The sequence below is a fragment of the Micromonospora terminaliae genome (genome assembly GCF_009671205.1).
In the GTDB taxonomy this organism is placed as follows: Bacteria; Actinomycetota; Actinomycetes; order Mycobacteriales; family Micromonosporaceae; genus Micromonospora; species Micromonospora terminaliae.
The window spans coordinates 4,814,068-4,840,160 of the sequence record NZ_CP045309.1; the positions used below are offsets into that span (position 1 = coordinate 4,814,068).

The 26,093-nt window shown below is 69.7% G+C and carries 38 protein-coding genes; 1 reads left to right on the forward strand and 37 read right to left on the reverse strand.

The window, feature by feature from the left end:
* Positions 1–35: 35 nt before the first annotated feature.
* Together GCE86_RS21990 and GCE86_RS21995 are read right to left on the reverse strand one after the other, a co-directional pair.
* The gene (locus GCE86_RS21990; protein ID WP_154228709.1) at positions 36–1,712 is read right to left on the reverse strand and encodes an ABC-F family ATP-binding cassette domain-containing protein; all 1,677 of its coding nucleotides are present in this window, start codon (positions 1,710–1,712) and stop codon (positions 36–38) included.
* A gap of 41 nt (positions 1,713–1,753) precedes the next feature.
* On the reverse strand, positions 1,754–2,359 hold the full coding sequence (locus tag GCE86_RS21995) for a class I SAM-dependent methyltransferase (RefSeq protein WP_154228710.1): 606 nt from the start codon (positions 2,357–2,359) through the stop codon (positions 1,754–1,756).
* 126 nt (positions 2,360–2,485) lie between these two features.
* On the opposite strand from GCE86_RS21995, the gene GCE86_RS22000 reads away from it, so the two are divergent.
* On the forward strand, positions 2,486–3,670 hold the full coding sequence (locus tag GCE86_RS22000; protein ID WP_239543167.1) for a hypothetical protein: 1,185 nt from the start codon (positions 2,486–2,488) through the stop codon (positions 3,668–3,670).
* Between the two features lie 60 nt (positions 3,671–3,730).
* Here the strand turns inward: GCE86_RS22000 and truA are convergent, their stop codons facing one another.
* From truA to fusA, 35 genes are all read right to left on the reverse strand, one after another.
* Positions 3,731–4,564 (reverse strand): tRNA pseudouridine(38-40) synthase TruA, encoded by an 834-nt coding sequence (gene truA / locus GCE86_RS22005; protein WP_154228711.1) that lies wholly within the window; start codon positions 4,562–4,564, stop codon positions 3,731–3,733.
* A 71-nt stretch (positions 4,565–4,635) separates the two neighbouring features.
* Positions 4,636–5,196 carry a 50S ribosomal protein L17 gene (gene rplQ / locus GCE86_RS22010; RefSeq protein ID WP_154228712.1) on the reverse strand — a complete coding sequence of 187 codons (561 nt, stop codon included), beginning with the start codon at positions 5,194–5,196 and terminating at the stop codon, positions 4,636–4,638.
* A 34-nt stretch (positions 5,197–5,230) separates the two neighbouring features.
* Positions 5,231–6,253 (reverse strand): DNA-directed RNA polymerase subunit alpha, encoded by a 1,023-nt coding sequence (locus GCE86_RS22015; RefSeq protein ID WP_007073009.1) that lies wholly within the window; start codon positions 6,251–6,253, stop codon positions 5,231–5,233.
* 96 nt (positions 6,254–6,349) lie between these two features.
* Complete coding sequence (rpsD, locus tag GCE86_RS22020) at positions 6,350–6,976, reverse strand: 30S ribosomal protein S4 (RefSeq protein WP_091262774.1); 627 nt, start codon at positions 6,974–6,976, stop codon at positions 6,350–6,352.
* A gap of 13 nt (positions 6,977–6,989) precedes the next feature.
* The gene (rpsK, locus tag GCE86_RS22025) at positions 6,990–7,397 is read right to left on the reverse strand and encodes a 30S ribosomal protein S11 (protein WP_148430066.1); all 408 of its coding nucleotides are present in this window, start codon (positions 7,395–7,397) and stop codon (positions 6,990–6,992) included.
* Positions 7,398–7,415: 18 nt separating this feature from the next.
* Positions 7,416–7,796 carry a 30S ribosomal protein S13 gene (gene rpsM / locus GCE86_RS22030; RefSeq protein WP_154228713.1) on the reverse strand — a complete coding sequence of 127 codons (381 nt, stop codon included), beginning with the start codon at positions 7,794–7,796 and terminating at the stop codon, positions 7,416–7,418.
* Positions 7,797–8,060: 264 nt separating this feature from the next.
* On the reverse strand, positions 8,061–8,174 hold the full coding sequence (rpmJ, locus tag GCE86_RS22035) for a 50S ribosomal protein L36 (protein ID WP_088982067.1): 114 nt from the start codon (positions 8,172–8,174) through the stop codon (positions 8,061–8,063).
* 92 nt (positions 8,175–8,266) lie between these two features.
* Positions 8,267–8,488, reverse strand: coding sequence for a translation initiation factor IF-1 (gene infA, locus GCE86_RS22040; protein WP_007073013.1), 222 nt, complete (start codon positions 8,486–8,488; stop codon positions 8,267–8,269).
* A 274-nt stretch (positions 8,489–8,762) separates the two neighbouring features.
* Positions 8,763–9,266, reverse strand: a complete 504-nt coding sequence (locus GCE86_RS22045) for a DUF1707 SHOCT-like domain-containing protein (RefSeq protein ID WP_239543165.1) — start codon at positions 9,264–9,266, stop codon at positions 8,763–8,765.
* 121 nt (positions 9,267–9,387) lie between these two features.
* A complete protein-coding gene (gene map / locus GCE86_RS22050) occupies positions 9,388–10,239 on the reverse strand; it encodes a type I methionyl aminopeptidase (protein WP_154228714.1) in 852 nt (283 codons plus the stop codon).
* An 89-nt stretch (positions 10,240–10,328) separates the two neighbouring features.
* Positions 10,329–10,982: an adenylate kinase gene (locus GCE86_RS22055; RefSeq protein WP_154228715.1), complete on the reverse strand. Its 654-nt coding sequence runs from the start codon at positions 10,980–10,982 to the stop codon at positions 10,329–10,331.
* On the reverse strand, positions 10,983–12,308 hold the full coding sequence (gene secY, locus GCE86_RS22060) for a preprotein translocase subunit SecY (protein WP_154228716.1): 1,326 nt from the start codon (positions 12,306–12,308) through the stop codon (positions 10,983–10,985).
* A 234-nt stretch (positions 12,309–12,542) separates the two neighbouring features.
* On the reverse strand, positions 12,543–12,986 hold the full coding sequence (gene rplO, locus GCE86_RS22065; protein WP_154228717.1) for a 50S ribosomal protein L15: 444 nt from the start codon (positions 12,984–12,986) through the stop codon (positions 12,543–12,545).
* Positions 12,986–13,168: a 50S ribosomal protein L30 gene (gene rpmD / locus GCE86_RS22070; RefSeq protein ID WP_013473693.1), complete on the reverse strand. Its 183-nt coding sequence runs from the start codon at positions 13,166–13,168 to the stop codon at positions 12,986–12,988. Before rpmD ends, rplO begins: the two co-directional genes overlap by 1 nt.
* On the reverse strand, positions 13,168–13,782 hold the full coding sequence (gene rpsE / locus GCE86_RS22075; protein WP_091262790.1) for a 30S ribosomal protein S5: 615 nt from the start codon (positions 13,780–13,782) through the stop codon (positions 13,168–13,170). Before rpsE ends, rpmD begins: the two co-directional genes overlap by 1 nt.
* Positions 13,783–13,815: 33 nt before the next feature.
* Entirely contained in the window at positions 13,816–14,205 is a 390-nt protein-coding gene (gene rplR / locus GCE86_RS22080; RefSeq protein ID WP_148430077.1) for a 50S ribosomal protein L18, read from the reverse strand.
* Positions 14,202–14,744, reverse strand: coding sequence for a 50S ribosomal protein L6 (gene rplF, locus GCE86_RS22085; protein WP_148430078.1), 543 nt, complete (start codon positions 14,742–14,744; stop codon positions 14,202–14,204). The genes rplR and rplF overlap by 4 nt, the downstream gene beginning before the upstream one ends.
* A gap of 16 nt (positions 14,745–14,760) precedes the next feature.
* Complete coding sequence (rpsH, locus tag GCE86_RS22090) at positions 14,761–15,168, reverse strand: 30S ribosomal protein S8 (protein WP_013288624.1); 408 nt, start codon at positions 15,166–15,168, stop codon at positions 14,761–14,763.
* Between the two features lie 96 nt (positions 15,169–15,264).
* The gene (locus tag GCE86_RS22095; protein WP_007073023.1) at positions 15,265–15,450 is read right to left on the reverse strand and encodes a type Z 30S ribosomal protein S14; all 186 of its coding nucleotides are present in this window, start codon (positions 15,448–15,450) and stop codon (positions 15,265–15,267) included.
* Between the two features lies 1 nt (position 15,451).
* Positions 15,452–16,021 (reverse strand): 50S ribosomal protein L5, encoded by a 570-nt coding sequence (gene rplE, locus GCE86_RS22100; protein WP_091262796.1) that lies wholly within the window; start codon positions 16,019–16,021, stop codon positions 15,452–15,454.
* Complete coding sequence (rplX, locus tag GCE86_RS22105) at positions 16,021–16,341, reverse strand: 50S ribosomal protein L24 (RefSeq protein WP_007465276.1); 321 nt, start codon at positions 16,339–16,341, stop codon at positions 16,021–16,023. The genes rplE and rplX overlap by 1 nt, the downstream gene beginning before the upstream one ends.
* Positions 16,338–16,706, reverse strand: coding sequence for a 50S ribosomal protein L14 (rplN, locus tag GCE86_RS22110; protein WP_007073026.1), 369 nt, complete (start codon positions 16,704–16,706; stop codon positions 16,338–16,340). The genes rplX and rplN overlap by 4 nt, the downstream gene beginning before the upstream one ends.
* A 97-nt stretch (positions 16,707–16,803) precedes the next feature.
* Positions 16,804–17,079 carry a 30S ribosomal protein S17 gene (rpsQ, locus tag GCE86_RS22115; protein WP_154228718.1) on the reverse strand — a complete coding sequence of 92 codons (276 nt, stop codon included), beginning with the start codon at positions 17,077–17,079 and terminating at the stop codon, positions 16,804–16,806.
* Positions 17,076–17,312 carry a 50S ribosomal protein L29 gene (gene rpmC / locus GCE86_RS22120; protein ID WP_013288628.1) on the reverse strand — a complete coding sequence of 79 codons (237 nt, stop codon included), beginning with the start codon at positions 17,310–17,312 and terminating at the stop codon, positions 17,076–17,078. The genes rpsQ and rpmC overlap by 4 nt, the downstream gene beginning before the upstream one ends.
* On the reverse strand, positions 17,312–17,737 hold the full coding sequence (gene rplP, locus GCE86_RS22125) for a 50S ribosomal protein L16 (RefSeq protein ID WP_073834927.1): 426 nt from the start codon (positions 17,735–17,737) through the stop codon (positions 17,312–17,314). Before rplP ends, rpmC begins: the two co-directional genes overlap by 1 nt.
* A 3-nt stretch (positions 17,738–17,740) precedes the next feature.
* Positions 17,741–18,613, reverse strand: coding sequence for a 30S ribosomal protein S3 (gene rpsC, locus GCE86_RS22130; RefSeq protein ID WP_091262800.1), 873 nt, complete (start codon positions 18,611–18,613; stop codon positions 17,741–17,743).
* Positions 18,613–19,086: a 50S ribosomal protein L22 gene (gene rplV, locus GCE86_RS22135; protein ID WP_154228719.1), complete on the reverse strand. Its 474-nt coding sequence runs from the start codon at positions 19,084–19,086 to the stop codon at positions 18,613–18,615. The genes rpsC and rplV overlap by 1 nt, the downstream gene beginning before the upstream one ends.
* Before the next feature lie 40 nt (positions 19,087–19,126).
* Complete coding sequence (gene rpsS, locus GCE86_RS22140) at positions 19,127–19,408, reverse strand: 30S ribosomal protein S19 (RefSeq protein WP_007073032.1); 282 nt, start codon at positions 19,406–19,408, stop codon at positions 19,127–19,129.
* 12 nt (positions 19,409–19,420) lie between these two features.
* Positions 19,421–20,260 (reverse strand): 50S ribosomal protein L2, encoded by an 840-nt coding sequence (gene rplB / locus GCE86_RS22145; protein ID WP_088976123.1) that lies wholly within the window; start codon positions 20,258–20,260, stop codon positions 19,421–19,423.
* A 12-nt stretch (positions 20,261–20,272) separates the two neighbouring features.
* Complete coding sequence (gene rplW / locus GCE86_RS22150; RefSeq protein WP_073834931.1) at positions 20,273–20,575, reverse strand: 50S ribosomal protein L23; 303 nt, start codon at positions 20,573–20,575, stop codon at positions 20,273–20,275.
* Entirely contained in the window at positions 20,572–21,222 is a 651-nt protein-coding gene (gene rplD, locus GCE86_RS22155) for a 50S ribosomal protein L4 (RefSeq protein ID WP_091262804.1), read from the reverse strand. Before rplD ends, rplW begins: the two co-directional genes overlap by 4 nt.
* Positions 21,219–21,884: a 50S ribosomal protein L3 gene (gene rplC / locus GCE86_RS22160; RefSeq protein ID WP_154228720.1), complete on the reverse strand. Its 666-nt coding sequence runs from the start codon at positions 21,882–21,884 to the stop codon at positions 21,219–21,221. Before rplC ends, rplD begins: the two co-directional genes overlap by 4 nt.
* 11 nt (positions 21,885–21,895) lie before the next feature.
* Positions 21,896–22,204 carry a 30S ribosomal protein S10 gene (gene rpsJ / locus GCE86_RS22165; protein ID WP_007073037.1) on the reverse strand — a complete coding sequence of 103 codons (309 nt, stop codon included), beginning with the start codon at positions 22,202–22,204 and terminating at the stop codon, positions 21,896–21,898.
* Between the two features lie 354 nt (positions 22,205–22,558).
* Entirely contained in the window at positions 22,559–23,752 is a 1,194-nt protein-coding gene (gene tuf, locus GCE86_RS22170) for an elongation factor Tu (protein ID WP_091262807.1), read from the reverse strand.
* 214 nt (positions 23,753–23,966) lie between these two features.
* Positions 23,967–26,063 (reverse strand): elongation factor G, encoded by a 2,097-nt coding sequence (fusA, locus tag GCE86_RS22175; protein WP_154228721.1) that lies wholly within the window; start codon positions 26,061–26,063, stop codon positions 23,967–23,969.
* Positions 26,064–26,093: the final 30 nt, after the last annotated feature.

Genomic DNA, 26,093 nt, shown 5'->3' on the forward strand with positions numbered 1-26,093 from the left:
GTCACGAGATCCACCCTATGCCGCCGGCCGGGCGGTCACCCGACGTCCCAGACCGGCTCCGGGGTCTCCACCACCTCGCCGTCGCCCCGGAACAGCACGAACCGGTCGAAGGACCGGGTGAACCACCGGTCGTGGGTGACCGCGACGACCGTCCCGGCGAACGCGTCGAGGCCCGCTTCGAGGGCCTCGGCGGAGGCCAGGTCGAGGTTGTCGGTCGGCTCGTCGAGCAGCAGCAGGGTCGCACCGGACAGCTCCAGCAGCAGCACCAGGAAACGCGCCTGCTGGCCGCCGGAAAGGGTGCCGAACCGCTGGTCGCCCTGCCCGGCCAGCTCGTACCGGGACAGCGCCGCCATGGCGGCGTGCCGGTCCATGCCGGCCCGGTGCTCGTCGCCCCGCCACAGGATGTCGACCAGCGTCTTCTCCATGAGCTCCGGACGGTCGTGGGTCTGGGAGAAGTGGCCGGGCCGCACCCGGGCGCCGAGGCGGACCACCCCGTCGTGCCCGACGGGCGCGAGCTTCGCCCCGTCGACCGGGATGTTGGCCGGGTCCGGGTCGGTGCCGCCGCGGGCGAGCAGGCGCAGGAAGTGCGACTTCCCCGTCCCGTTCGCGCCGAGCACCGCGACCCGGTCGCCGTACCAGAGTTCCAGGTCGAACGGGTAGGTCAGGCCGTCCAGTTCCAGCTGCTCGGCGATCACCGCGCGCTTGCCGGTCCGCCCGCCGGTCAGGCGCATCCGGATGTCCTGCTCCTTCGGGGGTACGGGCGGCGGCCCGGCCTCCTCGAACTTGCGCAGCCGGGTCTGCGCGGCCTGGTAGCGGGAGGCCATCGCGTCGTTGTACGCGGCCTTCTGCTTGTACATGAGCATCAGCTCGCGCAGCTTCTGGTGCTCCTCGTCCCAGCGGCGGCGCAGCTCGTCGAGGCGGGCGTGCCGGGCCACCCGGGCCTCGTGCCAGCTGGCGAAGCCGCCCGGGTGCACCCACGCGCTCCCGCCCTCGACGGCGACCACCCGGTCGGCGGTCTGGGCCAGCAGCTCCCGGTCGTGCGAGACGTAGAGCACGGACTTGCCGGACTCGCGCAGCCGGGCCTCCAGCCAGCGCTTGCCGGGCACGTCGAGGAAGTTGTCCGGCTCGTCGAGGAGGAGCACCTCATCCGGGCCGCGGAGCAGCAGTTCCAGTGCGAACCGCTTCTGCTGGCCGCCGGACAGGGTCCGCACCGGCCGTTCCCGGGCGGCGTCCCACGGCAGGTCGAGGACGATGGTGGCGACGGTGTCGAAGAGCACCTCGGCGTCGTACCCGCCGGTCTCGCCCCAGGCGGCCAGCGCGTCCGCGTACGCGAGCTGGGCCTTGCCGGCGGCGCTGCTGTACTTGCCGCGGACCTCGGCCGCCCGCATGGCCGCCTCGGTGTCGGCGAGGCGGCGGCCGGCGTCGCGCAGGGCGGGCGGGGCGAGCGACAGCGCCAGGTCGGCGAGGGTCGACTCGTCACCGATCATGCCGATGAACTGGCGCATGACGCCGAGCCCGCCGGAGCGGGCGACGGCACCGGTCTTCACCGGCAGGTCGCCGGCGACCATGCGCAGCAGGGTCGTCTTTCCCGCGCCGTTCGGGCCCACGAGGGCCACCTTGGCGCCCTCACCGACCCGGAACGACACGTCGGCGAAGAGCTCCCGGCCATCCGGGAGGATGTGCCCGGCCCCTGCCACGTCCACGTATCCCACGCTGGCATCCTGCCCGAGGGGAGGGCCTGCGCGACACTCGATTACCGGGTGACCCGGAGCACCCGGAAGCCCTTCTGGCTGGCGTGCCGCTCGACCTGCCAGCCCTGCTCGACCAGCCAGCGGTGCAGCGAGTCGCCGCCGAGGTGCCGCGCGACGACCAGCCAGGCCACCCCGTCCGGGGCGAGCCGCGGCAGCCACCGCCGCAGCAGCTCGTGGAGCTCCGCCTTGCCGATGTGGATCGGCGGGTTGGACCAGATCTCCGCGAAGGCGACGTCGGCGGGTACGGCGTCCGGCGCGGCCACCCGCACCCGGTCGGCGGCGCCGACCCGGGCGGCGTTGGCGGCGGTGAGCTCGCGGGCCCGCTGGTTGACGTCGACCGCCCAGACGGTGGCGGCCGGCGCGGTGCTGGCCAGCACGCAGGTGATCGGCCCGAAGCCGCACCCCACGTCGAGCAGCGGGCCGGTGACGTCGGGCCCCGGCAGGTCGGCCTTGCGCAGCAGGACGGCCGTGCCGGGGTCGAGGCGGGCAGCCGAGAAGACGCCGCTGGCCGAGGCGAGGGTGTAGTCGCGCCCGGCGACGGAGAACGCGACCTCACGCGGCTGGGCGGGGGTCGTGGGTTCAGCGGTGAAGTAGTGGTCGCCGGTCACGTCGGGAATTGTCGCACCGGCCGGTAGCGGCATCGGCGACGGTGCGCCGGGCAGGATCCCACGCCACTCCGCCGGAATTTCGCGATATTACCCACGAAAGGGACAATGGCCCCTACTCTAGCCAACATGGTGTATCGGTACGAGTCCGATGAGGACGCCTTCCTGGAGTACCCGAGACCCGGGGCGGACCCGTCCGGGCCCGGTGCCGCGGCGGCTCCACCGGCGGGTCCCTCGCCGTCCCGCTTCCCCACCCCGTCGCTGCCGCCGCCGGTGCGGCCCGCCCCGGCGGTCGAGGCCGCCCGGGCGCCGGCCCCGCCGCGCCCGGCACCGGCTCCAGCGCCCAGCCGGCCCGCCCCGCCCCGGGAGCCCGCTCCCGTGCCGCAGCCCACGCCGGTGGCGCCGCCCGCACCGCCCGTGCCGCAGCCGACGCCCGCCGCCGCGCCCGGACCGGAGATGGCGGCCCCGGCCGACCCCGTGGTCCGGACCACCGATCCGCTGGACCTGGCCCCCTCCCGCCACGCCGAGCGTCGGCGCGGCGGCGGCCGGGCCTGGCAGGTGCTGATCGGTGGCGCCGCCGTACTCATGCTGCTCGCCCTCACGGGGCTCGCCGTCGCCGCCCTCCTCGAGGACCGCACCGCCACGCCGCAGGCCGGCCAGCAGAGCAGCCAGCCGGTGGTGGAGCAGTCCGCCGCGGCCGACGGACACGACCTGGACTCGCGGGACACCGACCAGGCGGCGCTCACCGCCAAGGAGGTCTTCCCCGGCCAGCAGCTGGTCGTGGCCGACGGGCAGCCGGCGTACCGGGTGCTCAAGACGCACTCCAGCGGCAGCTGCGCGGTCGCGGCCACCGGTGAGGTCGCCGACCTGCTGGTCCGCCTCGGCTGCAACCAGGTGGTCCGGGCCACCCTGCGCTCCGCGGACGGCGACCACCTGCTCACCGCCGGCCTGTTCAACCTCACCGACGTGGCCAGCGCGCAGCGGGCGCGCGACCGGATCCGGCCGATCCTGGACGAGCGGCAGGGCCGGTTCCGCGGCATGGCCGCGGACAAGAACACCGAGGTGGTGGCAACGGCGGCCGCCCGGGTCGGCTGGCAGGTCCGCGGCCACTACCTGGCCTACTGCGTGGTCACCCGCGCCGACGGGGAACGGATCAGCTCCACCGACACGCAGGCACGGGACATCCTGTACGACATGATCGAGGTCTACCTGAACCGGGGCGTGCTGGAGCGCCGGGCCAACGGCGGGGTCGCCAGCCAGCCGACCGACGGCCCGACCGACGGCACCGCCGGCCAGGACGGCAGCGGAAACTAGCGCTCGACCGGCACGGCCCGTCGCCCCCGCACCGGGGGGCGGCGGGCCGTTCCACTGTGTTCAGCCCTCGGCGACCGGCACCCGGAGGCGGCGCGTGAGGTCGGCGCGGCGGGCGTACTCGGCGGGGTCGGCCGGGTAGCCGACCTCGACCAGGGCCAGCCCGTGCGCGGGCGCCACGGTCACCTCGCTGGCGCGTTCGCGGCGGTTCAGCAGGGCGGCCGGCCACTCGACCGGCCGGCGGCCGTCACCGGCCACCAGCATGGCGCCGACCAGGCTGCGCACCATGTTCTGGCAGAACGCGTCGGCCTGCACCGTGGCGACCAGGATCCCGTCCGGCTCGCGCCGCCAGTCCAGCCGGGTCACCTCGCGCAGCGTGGTGGCGTTCTCCTTGCGCCGGCAGTACGCGACGAAGTCGTGCTCCCCGACGAGGCCGGCCGCGGCGGCGTTCAGCGCCGCCAGGTCGAGCGGCTTCGGCCAGGCCAGGGTGTCGGTGCGGCGCAGCGGCTCGGCGCCCCACGGCGCGTCGGTGACCCGGTACTCGTAGCGGCGGAAGATGGCCGAGAAGCGGGCGTCGAAGTCGGCCGGCACCTCGGTCATCGCCCGTACCCGCACGTCCGGTGGGAGCAGCCGGGCCAGCCGGCGCAGCAGCCGCCCGTCGTGCTGCCGCCACACCTCGGTGGGCAGGTCGAGGTGGCAGACCTGCCCGGTGGCGTGCACGCCGGCGTCGGTGCGGCCCGCCACGGTCAGCCCGGTCGCGGTGCCCGCGCCGAGCACCAGGTCGAGGGTCCCGGTGAGCACCCCGGCGACGGTGCGCCGGGCGGGCTGGGCGGCCCAGCCGGAGAAATCGGTGCCGTCGTACGAGACGTCCAGCCGCAGCCGGGTCCGCTCGTCCACCTCGTACCTCCTCATGCCGTCGGGCCCGGCACCCCGCGCGGGGGTACCGGGCCCGACGATGCGGCCTGCGCTCAGGCCTTGTCGTTCTCGCCGGCCTCGTCGCTGTCCTCGCGCGACTCGGCGGTGTCGCCGGAGGCGTGCACCGGCGGCTCGGCGTCCTGGTCGGCCGGAGCCGACGCCGGGGTCTCCTCGGCCGGGGCCAGGGCCTCGACCTTGTCCTGCTGGGCGGCCTTGCGGGCGGCGGTCTTCTTGTTCGCCTTCGGCTCGGCGACCTGAAGCTCCTCCACCAGCTCGATGATCGCCATCGGAGCGGCGTCACCCTTGCGCGGACCGGTCTTCACGATCCGGGTGTAGCCACCGTTGCGGTTGGCGTACCGGGGCGCGATCTGGTCGAACAGGGCGTAGACCACGTCCTTGTCCTTGACGACGCCCGCCACCCGGCGCCGCGAGGCGAGGTCGCCGCGCTTGGCCTTGGTGATGAGCTGCTCGGCCAGCGGACGCAGCCGCCGGGCCTTCGTCTCGGTGGTCTGGATCTTGCCGTGCTGGAACAGCGCGGTGGCCAGGTTGGCCAGCATCAGCCGCTCGTGCGCGGGGCTGCCGCCGAGGCGGGGGCCCTTGGTGGGCGTGGGCATGCTTGGTGCTCCTCAGGTGTGGCGGCAGCGCGGACTAGAGCTGCTCGGTCTCGCGGTAGTCGTCGGTGTCGTAGTCAGCCTCGCCGAAGGCGTCCACGACGTGCGCCGGGTCGAAGTTCGGAGCCGAGTCCTTCAGCCCCAGGCCCATCCCGGCGAGCTTCATCTTGACCTCGTCGATCGACTTCTGACCGAAGTTGCGGATGTCGAGGAGGTCGGCCTCGGTACGCCCGATGAGCTCACCAACGGAGTTGATGCCCTCGCGCTTGAGGCAGTTGTAGGAGCGGACGGTCAGGTCCAGCTCCTCGATCGGCAGGGCCAGGTCGGCCGCCAGCTGGGCGTCCTGCGGGGACGGCCCGATGTCGATGCCCTCGGCGGTCTCGTCCAGCTCCCGGGCCAGCCCGAACAGCTCCACCAGCGTCGAGCCGGCCGAGGCCAGCGCGGTACGCGGGCCCATCGACGGCTTGGTCTCGACGTCGATGATCAGCCGGTCGAAGTCGGTCCGCTGCTCGACACGGGTCGCCTCGACCCGGTAGGTCACCTTGAGCACCGGCGAGTAGATCGAGTCGACCGGGATCCGGCCGATCTCGGCACCCGCCTGCTTGTTCTGCGCCGCGGTGACGTAGCCGCGACCCCGCTCGACGGTCAGCTCCATGTCGAGCCGGCCCTTGCCGTTGAGGGTGGCGAGCTTCAGGTCCGGGTTGTGCACCGAGACACCGGCCGGGGGCTGGATGTCACCGGCGGTCACGTCGCCCGGGCCCTGCTTGCGCAGGTACATGCTGACCGGCTCGTCGTGCTCGGAGCTGACGCACAGCTCCTTGATGTTCATGACGAGCTCGACCACGTCCTCCTTGACACCGGGGATCGTGGTGAACTCGTGCAGGACACCGTCGATCTTGATCGAGGTGACCGCCGCACCCGGGATGGACGACAGCAGCGTACGCCGCAGCGAGTTGCCCAGGGTGTAGCCGAAGCCCGGCTCCAGCGGCTCGATGGTGAACCGGGACCGGGTCTCGTTGATCGACTCTTCGGAGAGAGACGGTCGCTGGCTGATGAGCATCTTTTCTCTTCTCTTCCGGGACGCCCGCTATATGACGCCCACGACACAAACTGTTCCGGTGGCCCGCCCCGCGGGGCGGGCCACCGCAACGAGCCCTTACTTGGAGTAGAGCTCGACGATCAGCTGCTCCTGGACCTGGGTGTCGATCACCTGGCGGGCCGGGAGCGAGTGCACGAGGATCTTCATCTGGCTGGGGATCGCCTCGAGCCAGGCCGGAACCGCCCGCGAACCGGCCTGAGCCTGCGCCACCAGGAACGGGGTGAGCTGCTTGCTCTTCTCCCGGACCTCGATGATGTCGTGCTCCTTGACGCGGTACGACGGGATGTCGACCTTCTTGCCGTTCACCGTGAAGTGACCGTGCTTGACCAGCTGGCGGGCCATGTCCCGGGAACCGGCGTAGCCGGCCCGGTAGACCACGTTGTCCAGCCGCGACTCGAGGATCTGCAGGAGGACCTCACCGGTCTTCGCCTGCTTGCCCACGGCCTCCTCGTAGTAACCGCGGAACTGCTTCTCCAGCACGCCGTAGACCCGGCGGGCCTTCTGCTTCTCACGGAGCTGGAGCAGGTACTCCGTCTCCTTGGTGCGGCCGCGGCCGTGCTGCCCGGGCGGGAACGGCCGGGACTCGAACGGGCACTTCGGGCCATCGCACTTGCTGCCCTTGAGGAACAGCTTCATCTTCTCCCGCCGGCAACGGCGGCAGTCAGCACCGGTGTAACGAGCCATCTCTCTCTACCTCTCAGACCCGACGACGCTTCGGCGGACGGCATCCGTTGTGCGGCTGCGGGGTGACGTCGGAGATCTGCCCGACCTCCAGCCCGGCGGCCTGCAGCGAACGGATGGCGGTCTCCCGGCCGGAGCCGGGGCCCTTGACGAACACGTCGACCTTGCGCATGCCGTGATCCATGGCCCGGCGCGCGGCGGCCTCGGCGGCCAGCTGCGCGGCGAACGGGGTCGACTTGCGCGAGCCCTTGAAGCCCACCTGGCCCGAGGAGGCCCAGGAGATGACGGCACCGGTCGGGTCCGTGATGGACACGATGGTGTTGTTGAAGGTGCTCTTGATGTGCGCCTGCCCGTGGGCGACGTTCTTGCGTTCCTTGCGCCGGACCTTCTTGACGGCGGCTCCGGCACGAGCCTTCGGTGGCATAAGTCTGTGCGCTCCTAGTTACTTCTTGCCGGGCTTCTTCTTGCCGGCGACGGTCCGCTTCGGGCCCTTCCGGGTCCGCGCGTTGGTCTTGGTCCGCTGGCCACGAACGGGCAGGCCCCGGCGGTGCCGGATACCCGCGTAGCAGCCGATCTCGACCTTGCGGCGGATGTCTGCGGCGACCTCGCGGCGAAGGTCACCTTCAACCTGGTAGTTGGCCTCGATGTGGTCGCGGAGCTGCACGAGCTCCTCGTCCGTGAGGTCCCGAGCGCGCTTCTCCGGCGAGATGCCGGTGGCGGCGAGCGTCTCCAGGGCACGGGTGCGACCGACCCCGAAGATGTAGGTGAGCGCGATCTCCATCCGCTTGTCGCGGGGGAGGTCCACGCCGACTAGACGTGCCATGTGCGGGCGTACTCCTCGTGATGTTGTGGCGGAGGTGTGGACCCGTCCCACCCCGCTACCGACCGTCCCTGTCCTTCCGGCGCGTTCAGCGCCGGCGACCGGGATCGGTCGCTGCCCGAGCGGGCCCCGGCCTCCGACCGGGGGTCAACCACGAGGGGGTACGCGCTGCGTACCGCTCGCGGCTGGGACGAGCTGGTGATGTGTGTGCCGGATCTGCCACCCGGGCCGGTTCCGCCGCCGCTCGTCACGGTCGGCGGGAACGGATCAGCCCTGGCGCTGCTTGTGGCGCGGGTCAGAACAGATGATCATGACCCGGCCGTGCCGGCGGATAACCCGGCACTTGTTGCAGATCCTCTTGACGCTCGGCTTGACCTTCACGGTTGCCTTACTTCCCATCTGGCCCGGAGACGCGACGGTGCGCGACCCGGACGTCGAAGACGGACACGGGGACGTCCCGGCCGTCGTCAGGCTTACTTGTAGCGGTAGACGATGCGCCCGCGGGTCAGGTCGTACGGCGAGAGTTCGACGACGACCCGGTCCTCCGGCAGGATGCGGATGTAGTGCTGCCGCATCTTGCCGCTGATGTGAGCCAGCACCTTGTGGCCGTTCGCGAGCTCCACCCGGAACATGGCGTTCGGCAGGGGCTCGATGACCCGACCCTCGATCTCGATGGCTCCGTCTTTTTTCGGCATGTCCTCCGCTGTCCTGACGTCGGTTGCTCCGGACGGCCCACAACGTCTTACACGGGCTGCGGTGAGATTCACCGAGCCCGAGCCAGCCGCGGCTCCGACTCCCACCGAAGCGCAGGGTGGGCATGCCGGAGTGGACGCTGTGCGCCGATCAGAAAGTGTACGCCCGCCTGCGCGCCGCCGCCAAACCGACCGCCAGGCCCGTCACCTCGGCGGCGGAATTTCGCCGGGTCCGACGGCCCGGCTGTGGCGCGGGCCACAGCCTCCGGACGGCGGCTCAGCGGCCCCGGCGACGGTCCCGCCGGGCCCGGTCACGCCGCTTGGCGGGGTGCGCCCCGTGGTCGTGGCCGCCCACGGTGCGCATGAGCAGGAAGAAGCCCCATGGCCCGATCGCCCAGACCGGCCAGTAGTGCCCCAGGTGCCCCGAGCCGAGCGAGGCGAACAACCAGATCGCGGTGAGGATCGCGGCCACCCGCAGCCACGGCGACCAGATCGCGAGCAGCCAGCCGCTGCCCCGCCCCCGGTCCACGACCGGGGCGCCGGTGCCGGTGGGCGCGGCCGGCGCCGCCGGGGCCACGGCGGCGCGCTGCGCGGGCGCCGGTCCGGGCAGGTCGGCCACCACCGCATCCAGGTCGGCGTAGGTCTTCGCCCCGTACGCGCGGCCCAGCCGCTCGTCGTACTCGTGCAGGTTGAGCCGGCCCTCCTCCAGGGCCGCCCGGAGCCGCTCCGCCGTGGCCTCCCGGTCGGCGTCGGCCGCCCGCATCCCGCTCCGCCCGTCCATGAGGGCAAGCATGCCACCGGCGCGCCACCGCCCGACATCCCCGTTCGCGGAAGGCGAGCGGATCGCCAGGCGGACAGCGGGGCCGGAACCGCCCGGGCCGCCCGGAACCGGGCCGGACCGGTCAGACCGCCGGAGAATCCGCCGTCTGGCGGGAGGTGACCAGATCGCCGAGCCGGGCCCGCCCGCCGTCCTCGGCGGTCAGCACCCACACGCCGTCGTCCAGCAGCGCCATCGAGTGCTCGACGTGCACCGCCATCGACCGGTCCCGGGTCACCACGGTCCAGCCGTCCGACAGCTCGACCGTGCGCGGGGAGCCCATGGTGATCATCGGCTCGATGGCCAGGGCCAGGCCGGGCACCAGGCGCGGGCCCTTGCCCGGGCGCCCGTGGTTGAGCACGTGCGGGTCCTGGTGCATCTCGGTGCCGATGCCGTGCCCGCCGTAGCCGTCGACGATGCCGTACCGGCCGCCCTTGCGGACCGCGGTCTCCACGGCGTGCGAGATGTCGGTGAGCCGGCCCTTGCCGCTCGCCGCACCCCGGGCGGCGGCGGCGATGCCGGCCCACATGGCGTCCTCGGCGACCGCCGCCATCTTCAGCAGGGCCGGCTCGACCTCGCCGACCCCGACCGTGATGGCCGCGTCACCGTGCCAGCCGTTGAGGACCGCGCCGCAGTCGATCGAGATCAGGTCGCCCTCGCGGAGCACCTGCGTCGACGCCGGGATCGCGTGCACGACCTGCTCGTTGACGGAGGAGCAGATCGACGCCGGGAAGCCGTGGTAGCCCTTGAACGACGGGACCGCGCCGGCCTCCCGGATGGTGGCCTCGGCGATCGCGTCGAGATCGGCGGTGGACACGCCCGGGGCCACCGCCTCCCGCATCCGTCGCAGCGCACGGGCGACCACCAGACCGGCGGCCCGCATCAGCTCGATCTGCTCGGGGGTCTTCAGCTGGATGTCCAGCTGGGGACGGCGCATGGAGGCGTTACCTTTCGTTGCGCGGAACAGCGGGGCACGTCGCACGTACCCCGCTGTTCGCACTCTATCCGCCGGAGGCCGGCGGGACGTCAGCCGCTGTACGAGCGGAGGGCGTCGATGGCACGGACGGTGACGTCCTCCACCGGGCCGGTCGCGTCGATGCCGACGAGCTTGCCCTGGGCGCCGTAGTAGTCGACCAGCGGCGCGGTCTTCTCGGCGTACTCCCGCAGCCGGGCCGCGATGGTCTCCGGCTTGTCGTCGTCGCGCTGGAACAGCTCGGCGCCGCAGCGGTCGCAGACGCCCTCGCGGGTGGTGGCGTCGAACTCGACGTGCCAGATCTTGCCGCAGCCCCGGCAGGTACGCCGGCCGGAGAGCCGCCGGATCACCTCGTCGTCGTCGACGACCAGTTCCAGCACCAGGTCCAGTGCGGTGCCGAGGTCGGCGAGGAGCTTGTCCAGCGCGGCCGCCTGCGGCGTGGTGCGCGGGAAGCCGTCGAGGAGGAAGCCCTCGCCGGCGTCCGGCTCGGCGAGCCGGTCCCGCACCATGTTGATGGTGACCTCGTCCGGGACCAGCTTGCCGGCGTCCATGTACCGCTTGGCCTCGACTCCCAGGGGCGTGCCCTGGGAGACGTTGGCCCGGAAGATGTCACCGGTCGAGATCTTCGGCACCGAGAGGTGAGCGGCGATGAACTCCGCCTGCGTGCCCTTGCCCGCGCCCGGCGGGCCAACCAGAACGAGTCGCATCTACCGCAGGAACCCTTCGTAGTTCCGCTGCATGAGTTGGCTCTCGATCTGCTTCACGGTCTCCAGACCGACGCCGACCATGATGAGCACAGCGGTGCCGCCGAACGGGAAGTTCTGGAACTGCTGGTTGGCGAGCCAGATGAAGAAGAAGTTCGGCAGGACCGCGACGATGCCCAGGTAGAGCGCACCCGGCAGGGTGATCCGGCTGAGGATGAAGTCGAGGTACTCGGCGGTCGGCTTGCCGGGGCGGATGCCCGGCACGAAACCGCCGTACTTCTTCATGTTGTCCGCGACCTCGGTCGGGTTGAACGTGATCGACACGTAGAAGTACGTGAAGAAGATGATCAGCAGGAAGTAGATCGCGATGTGCTCGGGCGCGCTCGCCTTCACGATGTGGTTCTGGATCCAGGCCTGGGTCTTGCCCGGGTTGTTCTGGTCGAAGAACTGGAGGGCGAGCGTCGGCAGGTAGAGCAGCGACGAGGCGAAGATGACCGGGATGACACCGGCCTGGTTCACCTTGAGCGGGATGTACGTGGACGTGCCGCCGTACATGCGCCGGCCGATCATGCGCTTGGCGTACTGCACCGGGATCCGGCGCTGCGCCTGCTCGATGAAGGTGACCGCCGTGATGACGACCAGGACCAGGACGATGACCAGGACGAACCAGCCCCAGCCCTTCTGGGTCTTGATCTTCCAGCCCTCGCTGGGGAGCCGGGCCGCGATCGAGGTGAAGATCAGGACGGACATGCCGTTGCCGACGCCGCGGTCGGTGATCAGCTCACCGAGCCACATCACCACGCCGGTGCCGGCGGTCATCGTCATGACCAGGATGGTCAGCGTCAGCCAGTCCGGGATGCCGGTGCCCCGCGGGACGATCGGGAACTGGTCGCACTGGTTGTTGAAGAGCTGACCCGAGCGCGCCAGCGCCACGAACGCCGAGGACTGGAGGATGCCCAGGCCCAGCGTGAGGTAGCGGGTGTACTGGGTGATCTTCGCCTGGCCGGCCTGACCCTCCTTGCGGAGCTGCTCCAGGCGCGGGATGACCACGGTCAGCAGCTGCAGGATGATCGACGCGGTGATGTAGGGCATGATGCCCAGCGCGAAGACCGAGAGCTGGAGCAGCGCGCCCCCGGAGAAGAGGTCCAGCAGGCCCAGCACGCCGGTGCCGCCCTGGACGGTGTCGAGGCACTTCTGCACGTTGCCGTACGAGACACCCGGGCTGGGCAGCGTGGCGCCGAGCCGGTAGACCGCGATGATGCCTACTGTGAACAGCAGCTTCTTGCGCAGGTCAGGCGTACGGAACGCACTGAGAAAGGCGGACAGCAACTTCTTCCTCCTGCGCTACGCGGGCCGCCGGTGATGATCCCTGGCGGAGCGGGGTGGGTGCCGGGCGGACCGCCCGATATCCATAGCTGGGAAGGGACTCTAACAGCCCGATCCCGGTCCGGGCAGATGTGCCCGGCTACATAAAACGAATCCGATGTTACCCGGCGCACATGTGCCAGGTAGAGCACGGCGCCCGCCCAGTTGCGGACAACTGAGCGGGCGCCATGACGTGCCTTACAGCTCGGTGACCGAGCCGCCGGCCGCGGTGATCTTCTCCTTGGCCGACGCGCTGAACGCGTGCGCCGACACCTGGAGAGCCACGCCGCCGAGGTCGCCGGTGCCGAGCACCTTGACCGGGTGGCCCTTGCGGACCGCGCCGACCTCGACCAGCTCGGACGGGCCGACCTGGCCGCCGTTCGGGAAGAGCTCGGCGAGCCGGTCCAGGTTGACCACCTGGAAGACGACCTTGAACTTGTTCTTGAAGCCCTTCAGCTTCGGCAGGCGCATGTGGATGGGCATCTGCCCACCCTCGAACGCCGCCGAGATGTTCTTCCGGGCCTTGGAACCCTTGGTACCGCGACCGGCGGTCTTGCCCTTCGAGCCCTCACCGCGACCCACGCGGGTCTTGTCGGTCTTGGCTCCGGGCGCCGGGCGCAGGTGGTGCACCTTGATCGTCATTACTCGACCTCCTCGACCTTCACGAGGTGGTTGACCGTGAAGATCATGCCCCGGATCTCCGGCCGGTCCTCCTTGACCACCACGTCGTTGATCCGCTTGAGACCGAGCGAACGCAGCGAGTCACGCTGGTTCTTCTTGGTCCCGATCTCGGACCGGACCTGGGTGACCTTCAGGCGTGCCATCAGGACGCCACCCCCGCCCGCGACGCCAGCATGGCGGCCGGCGCGACGTCCTCGACCGGCAGACCACGACGGGCCGCGACCTGCTCCGGCGACTCGAGCGCCTTCAGGGCCGCCACCGTGGCGTGCACGATGTTGATCGGGTTGGACGAGCCGAGGCTCTTGGAGAGCACGTCGTGGATGCCCGCGCACTCCAGCACGGCACGCACCGGACCGCCGGCGATGACACCCGTACCGGCCGAGGCCGGCTTGAGCAGCACCACACCGGCCGCGTCCTCGCCCTGCACCGGGTGCGGGATCGACTGACCGATCCGCGGCACCTTGAAGAAGTGCTTCTTGGCCTCCTCGACACCCTTGGCGATCGCCGCGGGCACCTCCTTGGCCTTTCCGTAGCCCACACCGACGGTGCCGTCGCCGTCGCCCACGATCACCAGGGCGGTGAAGCTGAAGCGACGACCGCCCTTCACGACCTTGGCGACGCGGTTGATCGCGACGACCCGCTCGAGGTGCGGGGTCTTCTCGACGGGCGCGTTTCCGCGGCCGCCCTCACGGCGGTTGTCGCGGCGACCACCCTCGTTGCCACCGGACCCGCCGCCACGGCGCTGTTGACCTGGCATCAGCAGCCTTCCTTCTCTCTCGTGACGGGGTTTCTAGAACTCGAGCCCGGCTTCGCGGGCGGCGTCGGCAAGCGCGGCGACCCGCCCCGCGTACCGGTTGCCACCGCGGTCGAAGACGACCTTCGAGACGCCGACGGCCTTGGCCCGCTCGGCGAGCAGGGCGCCGACCTTGCCGGCCAGGGCGCTCTTGTCGCCCTCGACGCCGCGCAGCGAGGCGTCCATGGTCGAGGCCGACGCCAGGGTGTGACCCTTGGTGTCGTCCACGATCTGGGCGACCATGTGCCGCAGGGAGCGGGTGACGACCAGGCGGGGACGCTCGGTGGTGCCACTGACGTTCTTGCGGACCCGGAAGTGCCGGCGCGCACGCCCGACGGCACGCTTGGCGGCGACGCCGCGGCGGCGCTTGAGCAGCGTGGCGCTCACTTCTTACCTGCCTTTCCAGCCTTGCGGCGGATGACCTCGCCCTGGTACTTCACGCCCTTGCCCTTGTAGGGCTCCGGCGGGCGGATCTTCCGGATGTTGGCGGCAACCTCGCCGACCTGCTGCTTGTCGATGCCGGCCACGTGGAACAGCGTCGGCCGCTCCACCGTGAACGTGATGCCCTCCGGGGCCGGGACCAGCACCGGGTGCGAGAACCCGAGGGCGAACTCGAGGTCCTTGCCCTTGGCGGTCACGCGGTAACCGGTACCGGCGATCTCGAGGCTCTTGCGGTAGCCCTCGGTCACGCCGACGATCATGTTGGCCACCAGCGTACGGCTCAGGCCGTGCAGCTCCTTGGCCTTGCGCTCGTCGTTGGGCCGGTTGACGTGCACCTGGCCGTCCTCGGCGCGCTCCGCCGTGATGGGCTCGGCGAGCGTGTGCGACAGCTCGCCCTTGGGGCCCTTGACCTTGACGGTCTGGCCGTCGATGGTGATCTCGACGCCGGCTGGCACCGGGATCGACTTACGTCCAATACGCGACATTTCTACCTGTCTCCCGTTACCAGACGAAGGCGAGGACTTCCCCGCCAACGCTCCGCTTGCGGGCCTGCCGGTCGGTGAGCAGCCCCTGGGACGTCGAAATGATCGCCACGCCCAGCCCGCCGAGCACCCGCGGGAGCCCGTCCGACTTGGCGTACACCCGGAGACCGGGCTTGGACACGCGCTTGATGCCGGCCAGGCTCCGCTCCCGGTTCTGGCCGTACTTCAGCTCGACGACCAGTCGCTTGCCGACGGCGCCCTCCTCGGGCTCCTCGACCGACCAGGTGGCGATGTAACCCTCGGCCTTGAGGACCTCGGCGATGTTCGCCTTGATCTTCGAGTAGGGCATCGTCACCCGGTCGTGGTACGCCTGGTTGGCGTTACGCAGACGCGTGAGCATGTCTGCGATCGGGTCGGTCATCGTCATGAAATTCGTCAACCTTTCTCGCCGGGGTTCCCCGGGCCAGGCCCGGGGCCTACGGCGAAGAGACAGTTCAGCTGACGCGCGAAGCGCGCCGGGCTATTACCAGGAAGCCTTGGACACGCCGGGCAGCTCACCGCGGTGGGCCATCTCCCGGATGCACACCCGGCAGAGACCGAACTTGCGGTAGACCGCCTTCGGACGCCCGCACCGCTGGCAGCGGGTGTACGCGCGAACCGAGAACTTCGGCTTCGCGGCCGCCTTGAGGATCAGCGCCTTCTTGGCCATCTCAGTTCTCCTTGAACGGGAAGCCCAGGAGCTTGAGCAGCGCCCGGCCCTCGTCGTCGGTCGTGGCGGTCGTGACCACCGTGATGTCCATGCCCCGCTGGCGATCGATCTTGTCCTGGTCGATCTCGTGGAACACCGACTGCTCGGTCAGACCGAACGTGTAGTTGCCGTGGCCGTCGAGCTTGCGCCCGTCCAGGCCGCGGAAGTCGCGGATACGCGGCAGCGCGATGGAGAGCAGCCGGTCCAGGAACTCCCACATCCGGTCGCCCCGGAGGGTGACCTTGGCGCCGATCGGCATGCCCTCACGCAGCTTGAACTGCGCGATGGACTTGGTCGCCCGCCGCACCAGCGGCTTCTGGCCGGTGATGGTGGCCAGGTCGCGGACGGCGCCGTCGATCAGCTTGGCGTCGCGAGCGGCCTCGCCGACGCCCATGTTGACGACGATCTTGACCAGCCCGGGCACCTGCATGGGGTTGCCGTAGTTGTACTGCTCCTGCAGCTTCGCCACGACCTCGTTGCGGTACCGCTCCTTGAGGCGCGGCAGGGTCTTGGTTTCGGTAGCCGTGGTCATCAGAGGTCCTTACCGGTGCTACGCGCGATGCGGACCTTCTGGCCGTTGTCGTCGATCCGGTAACCGACGCGGGTCGGCTTGCCGTCGGAGTCCAGGACCTGCACGTTCGAGACGTGGATCGGGGCCTCCTGGGTGACGATGCCACCGGTCTTGGCGCCACGCTGGGTGGTGCTGATGCGAGTGTGCTTCTTGACCCGGTTCACGCCCTCGACCAGGACCTTGTCCTGCCGCGGGTAGGCCGCGATGACCTTGCCCTTGGCACCCTTGTCCTTGCCGGCGATGACGACGACCGTGTCGCCCTTCTTGACCTTCACGGTCACAACACCTCCGGCGCGAGAGAGATGATCTTCATGAACCGCTTGTCCCGCAGCTCCCGGCCCACCGGGCCGAAGATGCGGGTACCGCGCGGGTCCCCACCGTCCTTGATGATGACGGCGGCGTTCTCGTCGAAGCGGATGTACGAGCCGTCCGGCCGCCGCTTCTCCTTGGCGGTGCGAACGACGACGGCCTTGACGACGTCGCCCTTCTTCACACCGGCACCGGGGATCGCGTCCTTGACCGTGGCCACGATGACGTCGCCGATGCTCGCGTAGCGCCGACCGGAGCCACCGAGAACCCGGATGCACAGGATCTCCCGGGCACCCGTGTTGTCGGCGACGCGCAGTCGCGACTCCTGCTGAATCACGTCTATCTCCTATGTCTGCCGGTTCTCCGGCCGCCGGGGGCGGCCGGAGCCTGGCGGAACCTGCGCCCGACCGAACCCGGCCGAGCTCGAGCCTTCGCTACTTGGCCTTCTCGAGGATCTCCACGAGCCGCCACCGCTTGGTGGCGGACAGCGGCCGGGTCTCCATGATCAGGACCCGGTCGCCGATGCCGGCCGAGTTCTGCTCGTCGTGGACCTTCAGCTTGCTGGTGCGGCGCATGATCTTGCCGTACAGCGCGTGCTTGACCCGGTCCTCGACCTCGACCACGACGGTCTTTTCCATCTTGTCGCTGACCACGAGACCCTCGCGGGTCTTGCGACGGGCCCGCGCGGCGGCGGTGGTGTTCTCACTCATGATGCAGTCACCTCAGTCGGCGCGGCCGAGAGACCCAGCTCACGCTCACGCATGATCGTGTAGATCCGGGCGATCTCCCGACGGATGACCTGCAGCCGCCGGTTGTTGTCGAGCTGCCCGGTTGCGGCCTGCACGCGGAGGTTGAACAGCTCCGCCTTGGCCTCGCGCAGCTTCGTGACCAGCTCCTCCTCGGAGAGCTCACGCAGCTCGGAAGGCTTGACGCCAGCTGCCATCAGGATTCACCCACTTCGCGCGTAACAATGCGGCACTTCATCGGGAGCTTGTGGATCGCGCGACGCATCGCCTCTCGCGCGATCTGCTCGTTGGGGAAGGACATCTCGAAGAGAACCCGCCCCGGCTTGACGTTGGCGACCCACCACTCGGGCGAACCCTTACCGGAACCCATGCGGGTTTCCGCCGGCTTCTTGGTGAGGGCCTGGTCCGGGAAGATCGTGATCCAGACCTTGCCGCCACGCTTGATGTGACGGGTCATCGCGATACGCGCCGACTCGATCTGGCGGTTGGTCACGTACGCCGGCTCGAGAGCCTGGATCCCGAACTCGCCGAACACCACCCGGTTACCGCCCTTGGACGCGCCGTGGCGGTCCGGGTGGTGCGGCTTGCGGAAGCCCTTCGGGGGCTTGCGCGGCATCAGCATCTGTCAGCCCTCCTGCTGCGTTTCTGCCGGCTGGGTCGCGGCCGCGGCCACGGCTCCGGCGTCGACCGGCTCACCGGCCGGCGTCTCCGCCTGCTGCGCGATGGTGGTCGCGGCAGCGCGGCCGGCCTCGGTGCCACCGGCGGTCGTACCCGACGAACCCGACCGGCCACGGCGCGGCCGCTCGGGCCGGTCGCCACGGTCGCGGCGCGGGCCGCGCGACGGGGCGGCCTCGGCCGGGGCCTCGCGGCCCGGGACGGCGTCGCCCTTGTAGATCCAGACCTTCACGCCGATCCGGCCGAAGGTGGTACGGGCCTCGAAGAAGCCGTACTCGATGTTGGCCCGCAGCGTGTGCAGCGGGACCCGGCCCTCGCGGTAGAACTCGGTCCGGCTCATCTCAGCGCCGCCGAGACGGCCCGAGACCTGCACCCGGATGCCCTTGCAGACCGGGTTCTTCATCGCGGACTGCATCGCCTTGCGCATGGCCCGGCGGAAGCTGACCCGGCTGGACAGCTGCTCGGCGACGCCCTGGGCGACCAGCTGCGCGTCCGACTCGGGGCTCTTCACCTCGATGATGTTCAGCTGGACCTGCTTGCCCGTGAGCTTCTCCAGCTCGCCGCGGATCCGGTCGGCCTCCGCACCCTTACGGCCGATGACGATGCCCGGCCGGGCGGTGTGGATGTCGACGCGGACCCGGTCCCGGGTGCGCTCGATGTCGACCTTGGAGATGCCGGCGCGCTCGAGGCCCTTGGACATCATCCGGCGGATCTTGACGTCCTCGCCGATGTAGTCCTTGTAGAGCTTGTCCGCGAACCAGCGGGACTTCCAGTCGGTCGAGATGCCGAGCCGGAACCCAGTGGGGTGAACCTTCTGACCCATTACTCGGCACCCTCCGTCGTGCTCTGCCCCTCAGCCGCCCCGGCCTGGCTGGTTGCCTCGGCCTTCGTCTGCGCCTGGGCCTTCTTCGCCGACTTCTTCGGCGCGGCCGGCGCCACCGCCTCGACCGCCACGGTGATGTGGCAGGTGCGCTTGCGGATCCGGTACGCCCGGCCCTGCGCCCGCGGCCGGAACCGCTTCATCGTCGGGCCCTCGTCGACGAACGCCTCGCTGACGAGCAGCGCGTCGGGGTCCAGCCGCTCGTTGTTCTCCGCGTTGGCGATCGCGCTCGCGAGCACCTTGTACACCTGCTCGCTCGCAGCCTGCGGCGCGAACTGCAGCACCGTGAGCGCCTCCTTCGCGGGCAGGCCGCGGACGAGGTTGACCACCCGGCGCGCCTTCATCGGCGAGATGCGCACGTGCCGCGCAACCGCCCGCGCGCCCGGAAGCACCGGAGCGTCGCCCTTTCCTGGCATCGCTGTAACCCCTTGTTCCTCTATCCGTATGCCCGCGGCGTCAGCGCCGGCGGCTCTTCCGGTCGTCCTTCTCGTGACCCTTGAACGTGCGGGTCAGCGCGAACTCGCCGAGCTTGTGCCCGACCATGGCCTCGGTCACGAAGACCGGGACGTGCTTGCGTCCGTCGTGCACGGCGATCGTGTGACCCAGCATCTCCGGGATGATCGTCGAGCGCCGCGACCAGGTCTTGATGACGTTCTTCGAGCCCTTGTCGTTCTGCGTCTCCACCTTCTTGAGCAGGTGGTCGTCGACGAACGGGCCCTTCTTCAGGCTGCGAGGCATGTCTTATCTCCCTCAGCCGCGCTTACGCGTGGCGTAGCGGCGGCGGACGATCAGCCGGTCGCTCGGCTGGCCCTTACGACGGGTGCGGCCCTCGGGCTTACCCTGCGGGTTGACCGGGTGGCGACCACCGGAGGTCTTACCCTCACCACCACCGTGCGGGTGGTCCACCGGGTTCATGGCGACACCACGGACGGTCGGGCGCTTGCCCTTCCACCGCATGCGGCCGGCCTTACCCCAGTTGATGTTCGACTGGTCGGCGTTGCCGATCTCGCCGATGCTGGCGCGGCAGCGCACGTCGACCCGCCGGATCTCGCCGGACGGCATGCGGAGGGTCGCGTACGCGCCCTCACGGCCGAGCAGCTGGATGCCGACGCCGGCCGAGCGGGCCAGCTTGGCGCCGCCGCCCGGACGCAGCTCCACGTTGTGGATCGTGGTACCGACCGGGATGTTGCGCAGCGGCAGGTTGTTGCCCGGCTTGATGTCGGCGCTCGGCCCCGACTCCACCCGGTCGCCCTGCTTCAGGTCCTTCGGCGCGATGATGTAGCGCTTCTCGCCGTCGGCGTAGTGCAGCAGCGCGATGCGCGCGGTGCGGTTCGGGTCGTACTCGATGTGCGCGACCTTCGCCGGCACGCCGTCCTTGTCGACCCGCTTGAAGTCGATCAGACGGTACTGCCGCTTGTGGCCGCCACCGTGGTGCCGCGTGGTGATCCGGCCGTGGGCGTTGCGTCCGCCCTTCTTCGGCAGCGGAGCCAGCAGCGACTTCTCGGGCGTCGACCGGGTGATCTCGGCGAAGTCGGCCACGCTCGAGCCACGCCGGCCCGGCGTCGTCGGCTTGTACTTACGGATAGCCATTGTCTACACCCCTCAGCTGACCGGGCCGCCGAAGGCCTCGATACGGTCACCGTCAGCCAGCTTCACGATCGCCCGCTTGGTCGCCTTGCGCTGACCGAAGCCGGTCTTGGTGCGCTTGCGCTTGCCCTCGCGGTTGAGCGTGTTGACCGTCAGGACGCGGACGTTGAAGATCTGCTGGATAGCGATCTTGATCTCGGTCTTGTTGGCGTCCGGGTGCACCAGGAAGGTGTACCAGTTCCGGTTCAGCTCGCTGTAGCTCTTCTCCGAGACGACCGGGGCGACGATGATGTCGCGCGGATCGGCGATCGTGCTCACTTGCCACCCTCCTCGGTGGTCTCGGCGGGAACGCCCAGGAACTCGTCCAGGGCCTCCTTCGTGAAGACCACGTCGTCGGCCACCAGCACGTCGTACGTGTTGAGCTGGCCGGCCTCGATCAGGTGCACCCGCGGCTCGTTGCGCAGCGACACCCAGTTCAGCTCGTCGGTGCTGCTCAGCACGACCAGGACCCGACGGGCCTCGGTCAGCTTCGCCAGCGTGGCCAGCGCGGCCTTGGTCGACGGCTTCTCGCCCGAGACGAACGCCTCGACGACGTGCACCTGGCCGGCGCGGGCCCGGTCGGAGAGGGCGCCACGCAGGGCGGCGGCCTTCATCTTCTTCGGGGTCCGCTGGCTGTAGTCGCGCGGCACCGGGCCGTGGACCACGCCACCGCCGGCGAACTGCGGCGCGCGGGTCGAGCCCTGGCGGGCACGACCGGTGCCCTTCTGCTTGTACGGCTTCTTGCCTCCACCGGAGACCTCGCCGCGGGTCTTGGTCTTGTGCGTACCCTGCCGGGCCGCCGCCAGCTGAGCCACCACGACCTGGTGCATCAGCGGGATGTTGGCCTGGGCGTCGAAGATGTCGGCGGGCAGCTCGACGGAGCCGGCCTTGTTGCCTTCGACGTTGAGGACGTCAACGGTGGTCACTTGGCCGCACCGCCCTTCTTCACCTTGGTCTTGGCCGCGGTACGGACCAGGACCAGCGCGCCCTTGGGGCCGGGAATGGCGCCGCGGACGAGCAGGAGGTTGTTCTCGGTGTCCACCGCCTGGACGGTGAGGTTCTGGACGGTGTAGCGCACGCCACCCATCCGACCCGCCATCCGGGTGCCCTTGAAGACGCGACCCGGGGTCGCGCAGGCGCCGATCGAGCCCGGCGAGCGGTGCTTGCGCTCGACGCCGTGGCTGGCGCGCAGACCGTGGAAGCCGTGCCGCTTCATCGGGCCGGCGTAGCCCTTGCCCTTGGTCTTGCCGGTGACGTCGATGGTCACACCGGCCGGGAACTCCTCGACCGTGACCTCCTGGCCCGGCGAGTAGTCGCCGGCGTCCGAGGTGCGCAGCTCGACGATGTGCCGGCGCGGCGCGACGTCCGCCTTGGCGTAGTGCCCGGCGATCGGCTTCTTGACCTTGCGCGGGTCGATGGCCCCGTACGCCAGCTGGACCGCGGAGTAACCGTCCTTGTCGGCGCTACGAACCTGGCTCACGACGCACGGGCCGGCCTGAACCACGGTCACGGGAACAACGCGGTTGTTGTCCCAGACCTGGGTCATGCCGAGCTTTGCGCCCAGGATCCCCTTGACTTGCCTGTCCATTTGTCCGGTCCCTACAGCTTGATCTCGATGTCGACGCCAGCCGGCAGGTCGAGGCGCATGAGCGAGTCGACCGTCTTCGGGGTCGGGTCGATGATGTCGATCAGACGCTTGTGCGTGCGCATCTCGAAGTGCTCGCGCGAGTCCTTGTACTTGTGCGGCGAGCGGATAACGCAGAAACGGTTGATCTCCGTGGGCAGCGGCACCGGGCCAGCGACCTGCGCCCCGGTACGCGTCACCGTCTCGACGATCTTCCGAGCCGAGGAGTCGACGACCTCGTGGTCATAGGCCTTGAGCCGGATGCGGATCTTCTGTCCCGCCATGGTGGCTTCTGTTCCTTCTCTCGATGCCGCTGTGTTGCGGGCGCCTGTACCGGCTGGTACAGGCCCACTTCGCCGACCCCCGCGGTCGGGCGTGTCGCGCCCGTGGGCCAGGCTCCGCCCCGGGACTCCGGAGCGATTTCCGACCACGCGGTGGGTCATGGCGCCGATCGCGGTGACCGCGACCTGGACGCCGCGCGAGGGTGGTTGATCGCCGTGGGCGATCAACCACCCCTACGCGAGACTGTCTGACACCCGGAGGTCCAGCGTTAACCGGACGCAGGCGACTGACCGTCGTTACGCAACCTGACTAGTATGCCGCACGACCGGCGGCGACGCTAATCGGGGTTACCCAGCTCACTTGACGATCTTGGTGACGCGACCAGCGCCGACCGTGCGGCCACCCTCCCGGATCGCGAACTTGAGGTTCTCCTCCATCGCGATGGGCTGGATCAGCTTCACGGACATCGTGGTGTTGTCGCCCGGCATGACCATCTCGGTGCCCTCGGGCAGCGTGACGACGCCGGTAACGTCCGTGGTCCGGAAGTAGAACTGCGGACGGTAGTTCTGGAAGAACGGGGTGTGCCGGCCGCCCTCCTCCTTGGAGAGGATGTAGACCGTCGCCTCGAACTCCGTGTGCGGGGTCGTGGTGCCCGGCTTGATGACGACCATGCCGCGCTCGACGTCCTCGCGCTTGATGCCGCGGAGGAGCAGACCGACGTTCTCGCCGGCCCGGGCCTCGTCGAGCAGCTTGCGGAACATCTCGATGCCGGTGCAGGTGGTCTTCATCGACTTCTCGCGGATGCCGACGATCTCCACCTCCTCGTTCGGCTTGAGGATGCCGCGCTCGGCGCGACCGGTGACGACGGTGCCACGACCGGTGATCGTGAACACGTCCTCGATCGGCATCAGGAACGGCTTCTCGGTCTCGCGCTCCGGCTGCGGAATCGCGGTGTCGACAGCGTTCATGAGGTCCATGAGCTTGCCGGTCCACTCGGGGTCACCCTCGAGGGCCTTCAGCGCCGAGACCCGCACGACCGGCAGGTCGTCACCCGGGTACTCCTGCGACGAGAGCAGCTCGCGGACCTCGAGCTCGACGAGCTCCAGGAGCTCCTCGTCGTCGACCATGTCGCTCTTGTTGAGCGCCACGACGATGTACGGCACACCGACCTGACGGGCGAGCAGCACGTGCTCGCGGGTCTGCGGCATCGGGCCGTCGGTCGCCGCCACCACCAGGATCGCGCCGTCCATCTGGGCGGCACCGGTGATCATGTTCTTGATGTAGTCGGCGTGACCGGGGCAGTCGACGTGCGCGTAGTGACGCGCCTCGGTCTGGTACTCGACGTGCGCGATGGAGATCGTGATGCCGCGGGCCTTCTCCTCCGGCGCCTTGTCGATCTCGTCGAACGGCGTGTACGGGTTGAGGTCCGGGAACTGGTCGTGCAGGACCTTGGTGATGGCCGCCGTCAGCGTCGTCTTACCGTGGTCGATGTGACCAATGGTGCCGATGTTGACGTGCGGCTTAGTCCGCTCGAACTTCGCCTTCGCCACTGGTGTCCTCCTGTGGACTTTCTTGGTTCGTTCGCCCCGGCGCGCCGGTCGGCGCTTAGGACTCTGTCGACAGCCTTTCCGGCCTGACGGCCGGAGAGCCTTTGTGGGTTCTGCGGCGATGAAGCCTACAGGCCCGGATTCACACGATCCGACCGAGGTGGCCGCGGGCGGGAGAACCCTCCCGCGACCGGCCCCGGATCAACTCAGGTGAGTGTCACTCACCCGTCGCCTTGGCGATGATCTCCTTCGCGACGCTCTGCGGAACCTCCGCGTAGGAGTCGAACTGCATGCTGTAGCTAGCCCGGCCCTGGGTCTTCGACCGCAGGTCGCCGACGTAGCCGAACATCTCCGACAGCGGCACCAGGGCCCGGACGATGCGAGCGCCGTGACGCTCCTCCATCGCCTGGATGATGCCCCGCCGGGAGTTGAGGTCGCCGATGACGTCACCCATGTTCTCCTCAGGAGTGGTGACCTCAACGGCCATCATCGGCTCGAGCAGTGCGGGGTCGGCCTTGCGGGCCGCCTCCTTCATCACCATCGAACCGGCGATCTTGAACGCCATCTCGGACGAGTCGACCTCGTGGTACTGGCCGTCCAGCAGCGTCAGCTTGACACCCACCAGCGGGAAGCCGGCGAGAATGCCGTACTGCATGGCGTCCTGGGCGCCCGCGTCCACCGACGGGATGAACTCCCGGGGGATGCGGCCACCGGTGACGGCGTTCGCGAACTCGTAGGTCGGCGAGTCGTTGTCCAGCGGCAGCGGCTCCAGGCTCACGATCACCCGGGCGTACTGGCCGGAACCACCGGTCTGCTTCTTGTGGGTGTACTCGACCTTCTCCACCGTGCGGCGGATGGTCTCGCGGTACGCCACCTGCGGCTTACCGATGTTCGCCTCGACGTTGAACTCGCGGCGCATCCGGTCCACCAGGATGTCCAGGTGGAGCTCGCCCATGCCGGAGATGACCGTCTGGCCGGTCTCCTCGTCCAGCTTGACGCGGAAGGTCGGGTCCTCCTCGGCCAGCCGCTGGATGGCGGTGCTGAGCTTCTCCTGGTCGGCCTTGGTCTTCGGCTCGATGGCCACCTCGATGACCGGCTCCGGGAAGGTCATCGACTCGAGGATGACCGGGTTGGCCGGGTCGCACAGGGTGTCACCGGTGGTGGTCTGCTTCAGACCCTGGACCGCGATGATGTCGCCGGCCTTGGCGGAGCTGCGCTCCTCCCGCTTGTTGGCGTGCATCTGGTAGATCTTGCCGATGCGCTCCTTGCGGTCCTTGGTGGAGTTGACCACCTGGGACCCGGACTCGACCACGCCGGAGTAGACCCGGACGTAGGTGAGCTTGCCGAGGTGCTTGTCGGTCTGGATCTTGAAGGCCAGGCCGGCGAACGGCTCCGAGGTCGACGGCTTCCGCTGCATCGGGGTCTCGCCGTCGGTCGCGGTGCCCTCGATCGCCGGGATGTCCAGCGGCGACGGCAGGAAGTCGACCACGGCGTCGAGCATCGGCTGGACGCCCTTGTTCTTGAACGCCGAGCCGCAGAGGACCGGGTTGGCCTTGCTGGCGATGGTGGCCCGACGGATGGCGGCCTTGATCTCCTCGACGGAGATCTCCTCGCCCTCCAGGTACTTCTCCATCACCGAGTCGTCGACGTCGGCCAGGGTCTCCATGAGCTTCTCGCGCCACTCGGCCGCGGAGTCGGCCAGGTCGGCCGGGATCTCCTCGATCGCGTAGTCCTCACCCTTCTGGGTCTCCCCGCGCCAGGTGAGGGCGCGCATGCCGATCAGGTCGACGACGCCGATGTGGTCGCCCTCGAGCCCGATCGGGATCTGGAGCACCAGCGGGGTGGCGTTCAGCCGGTCGATCATCATCTGCACGCAGCGGAAGAAGTCCGCACCGGTCCGGTCGAGCTTGTTGACGAAGCACATCCGCGGGACGTTGTACTTGTCGGCCTGCCGCCAGACGTTCTCCGTCTGCGGCTCGACGCCGGCGACACCGTCGTACACCGCGACCGCACCGTCCAGCACCCGCAGCGACCGCTCCACCTCGACCGTGAAGTCGACGTGGCCGGGCGTGTCGATGATCTGGATCGTGTGGCCCTTCCACTCGCACTTCGTTGCGGCGGAAGTGATGGTGATACCGCGCTCCTGCTCCTGCTCCATCCAGTCCATGACGGCAGCGCCCTCGTGGACCTCACCGATCTTGTACGTGATGCCGGTGTAGAACAGGATTCGCTCGGTGGTAGTGGTCTTACCGGCATCGATGTGCGCCATGATGCCGATGTTGCGTACGTTGGCGAGCGCGTCTGCGGCGGCCACTTCAATCCCTACTTATCGTCGTCTAGACAC

Bases quoted from the DNA above. Each gene is read 5' to 3' on its own strand.
- GCE86_RS22000 (WP_239543167.1), top strand. From the start codon at position 2,486: ATGGTGTATCGGTACGAGTCCGATGAGGACGCCTTCCTGGAGTACCCG.
- rplQ (WP_154228712.1), bottom strand. From the start codon at position 5,196: ATGCCCACGCCCACCAAGGGCCCCCGCCTCGGCGGCAGCCCCGCGCAC.
- GCE86_RS22015 (WP_007073009.1), bottom strand. From the start codon at position 6,253: ATGCTCATCAGCCAGCGACCGTCTCTCTCCGAAGAGTCGATCAACGAG.
- rpsD (WP_091262774.1), bottom strand. From the start codon at position 6,976: ATGGCTCGTTACACCGGTGCTGACTGCCGCCGTTGCCGGCGGGAGAAG.
- rpsK (WP_148430066.1), bottom strand. From the start codon at position 7,397: ATGCCACCGAAGGCTCGTGCCGGAGCCGCCGTCAAGAAGGTCCGGCGC.
- rpsM (WP_154228713.1), bottom strand. From the start codon at position 7,796: ATGGCACGTCTAGTCGGCGTGGACCTCCCCCGCGACAAGCGGATGGAG.
- infA (WP_007073013.1), bottom strand. From the start codon at position 8,488: ATGCCGAAAAAAGACGGAGCCATCGAGATCGAGGGTCGGGTCATCGAG.
- GCE86_RS22045 (WP_239543165.1), bottom strand. From the start codon at position 9,266: ATGGACGGGCGGAGCGGGATGCGGGCGGCCGACGCCGACCGGGAGGCC.
- map (WP_154228714.1), bottom strand. From the start codon at position 10,239: ATGCGCCGTCCCCAGCTGGACATCCAGCTGAAGACCCCCGAGCAGATC.
- GCE86_RS22055 (WP_154228715.1), bottom strand. From the start codon at position 10,982: ATGCGACTCGTTCTGGTTGGCCCGCCGGGCGCGGGCAAGGGCACGCAG.
- rplO (WP_154228717.1), bottom strand. From the start codon at position 12,986: ATGACGATCAAGGTGCACCACCTGCGCCCGGCGCCCGGAGCCAAGACC.
- rpmD (WP_013473693.1), bottom strand. From the start codon at position 13,168: ATGGCACGCCTGAAGGTCACCCAGGTCCGGTCCGAGATCGGGACCAAG.
- rpsE (WP_091262790.1), bottom strand. From the start codon at position 13,782: ATGCCAGGTCAACAGCGCCGTGGCGGCGGGTCCGGTGGCAACGAGGGT.
- rplF (WP_148430078.1), bottom strand. From the start codon at position 14,744: ATGTCGCGTATTGGACGTAAGTCGATCCCGGTGCCAGCCGGCGTCGAG.
- rpsH (WP_013288624.1), bottom strand. From the start codon at position 15,168: ATGACGATGACCGACCCGATCGCAGACATGCTCACGCGTCTGCGTAAC.
- GCE86_RS22095 (WP_007073023.1), bottom strand. From the start codon at position 15,450: ATGGCCAAGAAGGCGCTGATCCTCAAGGCGGCCGCGAAGCCGAAGTTC.
- rplE (WP_091262796.1), bottom strand. From the start codon at position 16,021: ATGACCACGGCTACCGAAACCAAGACCCTGCCGCGCCTCAAGGAGCGG.
- rpsQ (WP_154228718.1), bottom strand. From the start codon at position 17,079: ATGAGTGAGAACACCACCGCCGCCGCGCGGGCCCGTCGCAAGACCCGC.
- rpmC (WP_013288628.1), bottom strand. From the start codon at position 17,312: ATGGCAGCTGGCGTCAAGCCTTCCGAGCTGCGTGAGCTCTCCGAGGAG.
- rplP (WP_073834927.1), bottom strand. From the start codon at position 17,737: ATGCTGATGCCGCGCAAGCCCCCGAAGGGCTTCCGCAAGCCGCACCAC.
- rpsC (WP_091262800.1), bottom strand. From the start codon at position 18,613: ATGGGTCAGAAGGTTCACCCCACTGGGTTCCGGCTCGGCATCTCGACC.
- rplV (WP_154228719.1), bottom strand. From the start codon at position 19,086: ATGCCAGGAAAGGGCGACGCTCCGGTGCTTCCGGGCGCGCGGGCGGTT.
- rpsS (WP_007073032.1), bottom strand. From the start codon at position 19,408: ATGCCTCGCAGCCTGAAGAAGGGCCCGTTCGTCGACGACCACCTGCTC.
- rplB (WP_088976123.1), bottom strand. From the start codon at position 20,260: ATGGCTATCCGTAAGTACAAGCCGACGACGCCGGGCCGGCGTGGCTCG.
- rplC (WP_154228720.1), bottom strand. From the start codon at position 21,884: ATGGACAGGCAAGTCAAGGGGATCCTGGGCGCAAAGCTCGGCATGACC.
- rpsJ (WP_007073037.1), bottom strand. From the start codon at position 22,204: ATGGCGGGACAGAAGATCCGCATCCGGCTCAAGGCCTATGACCACGAG.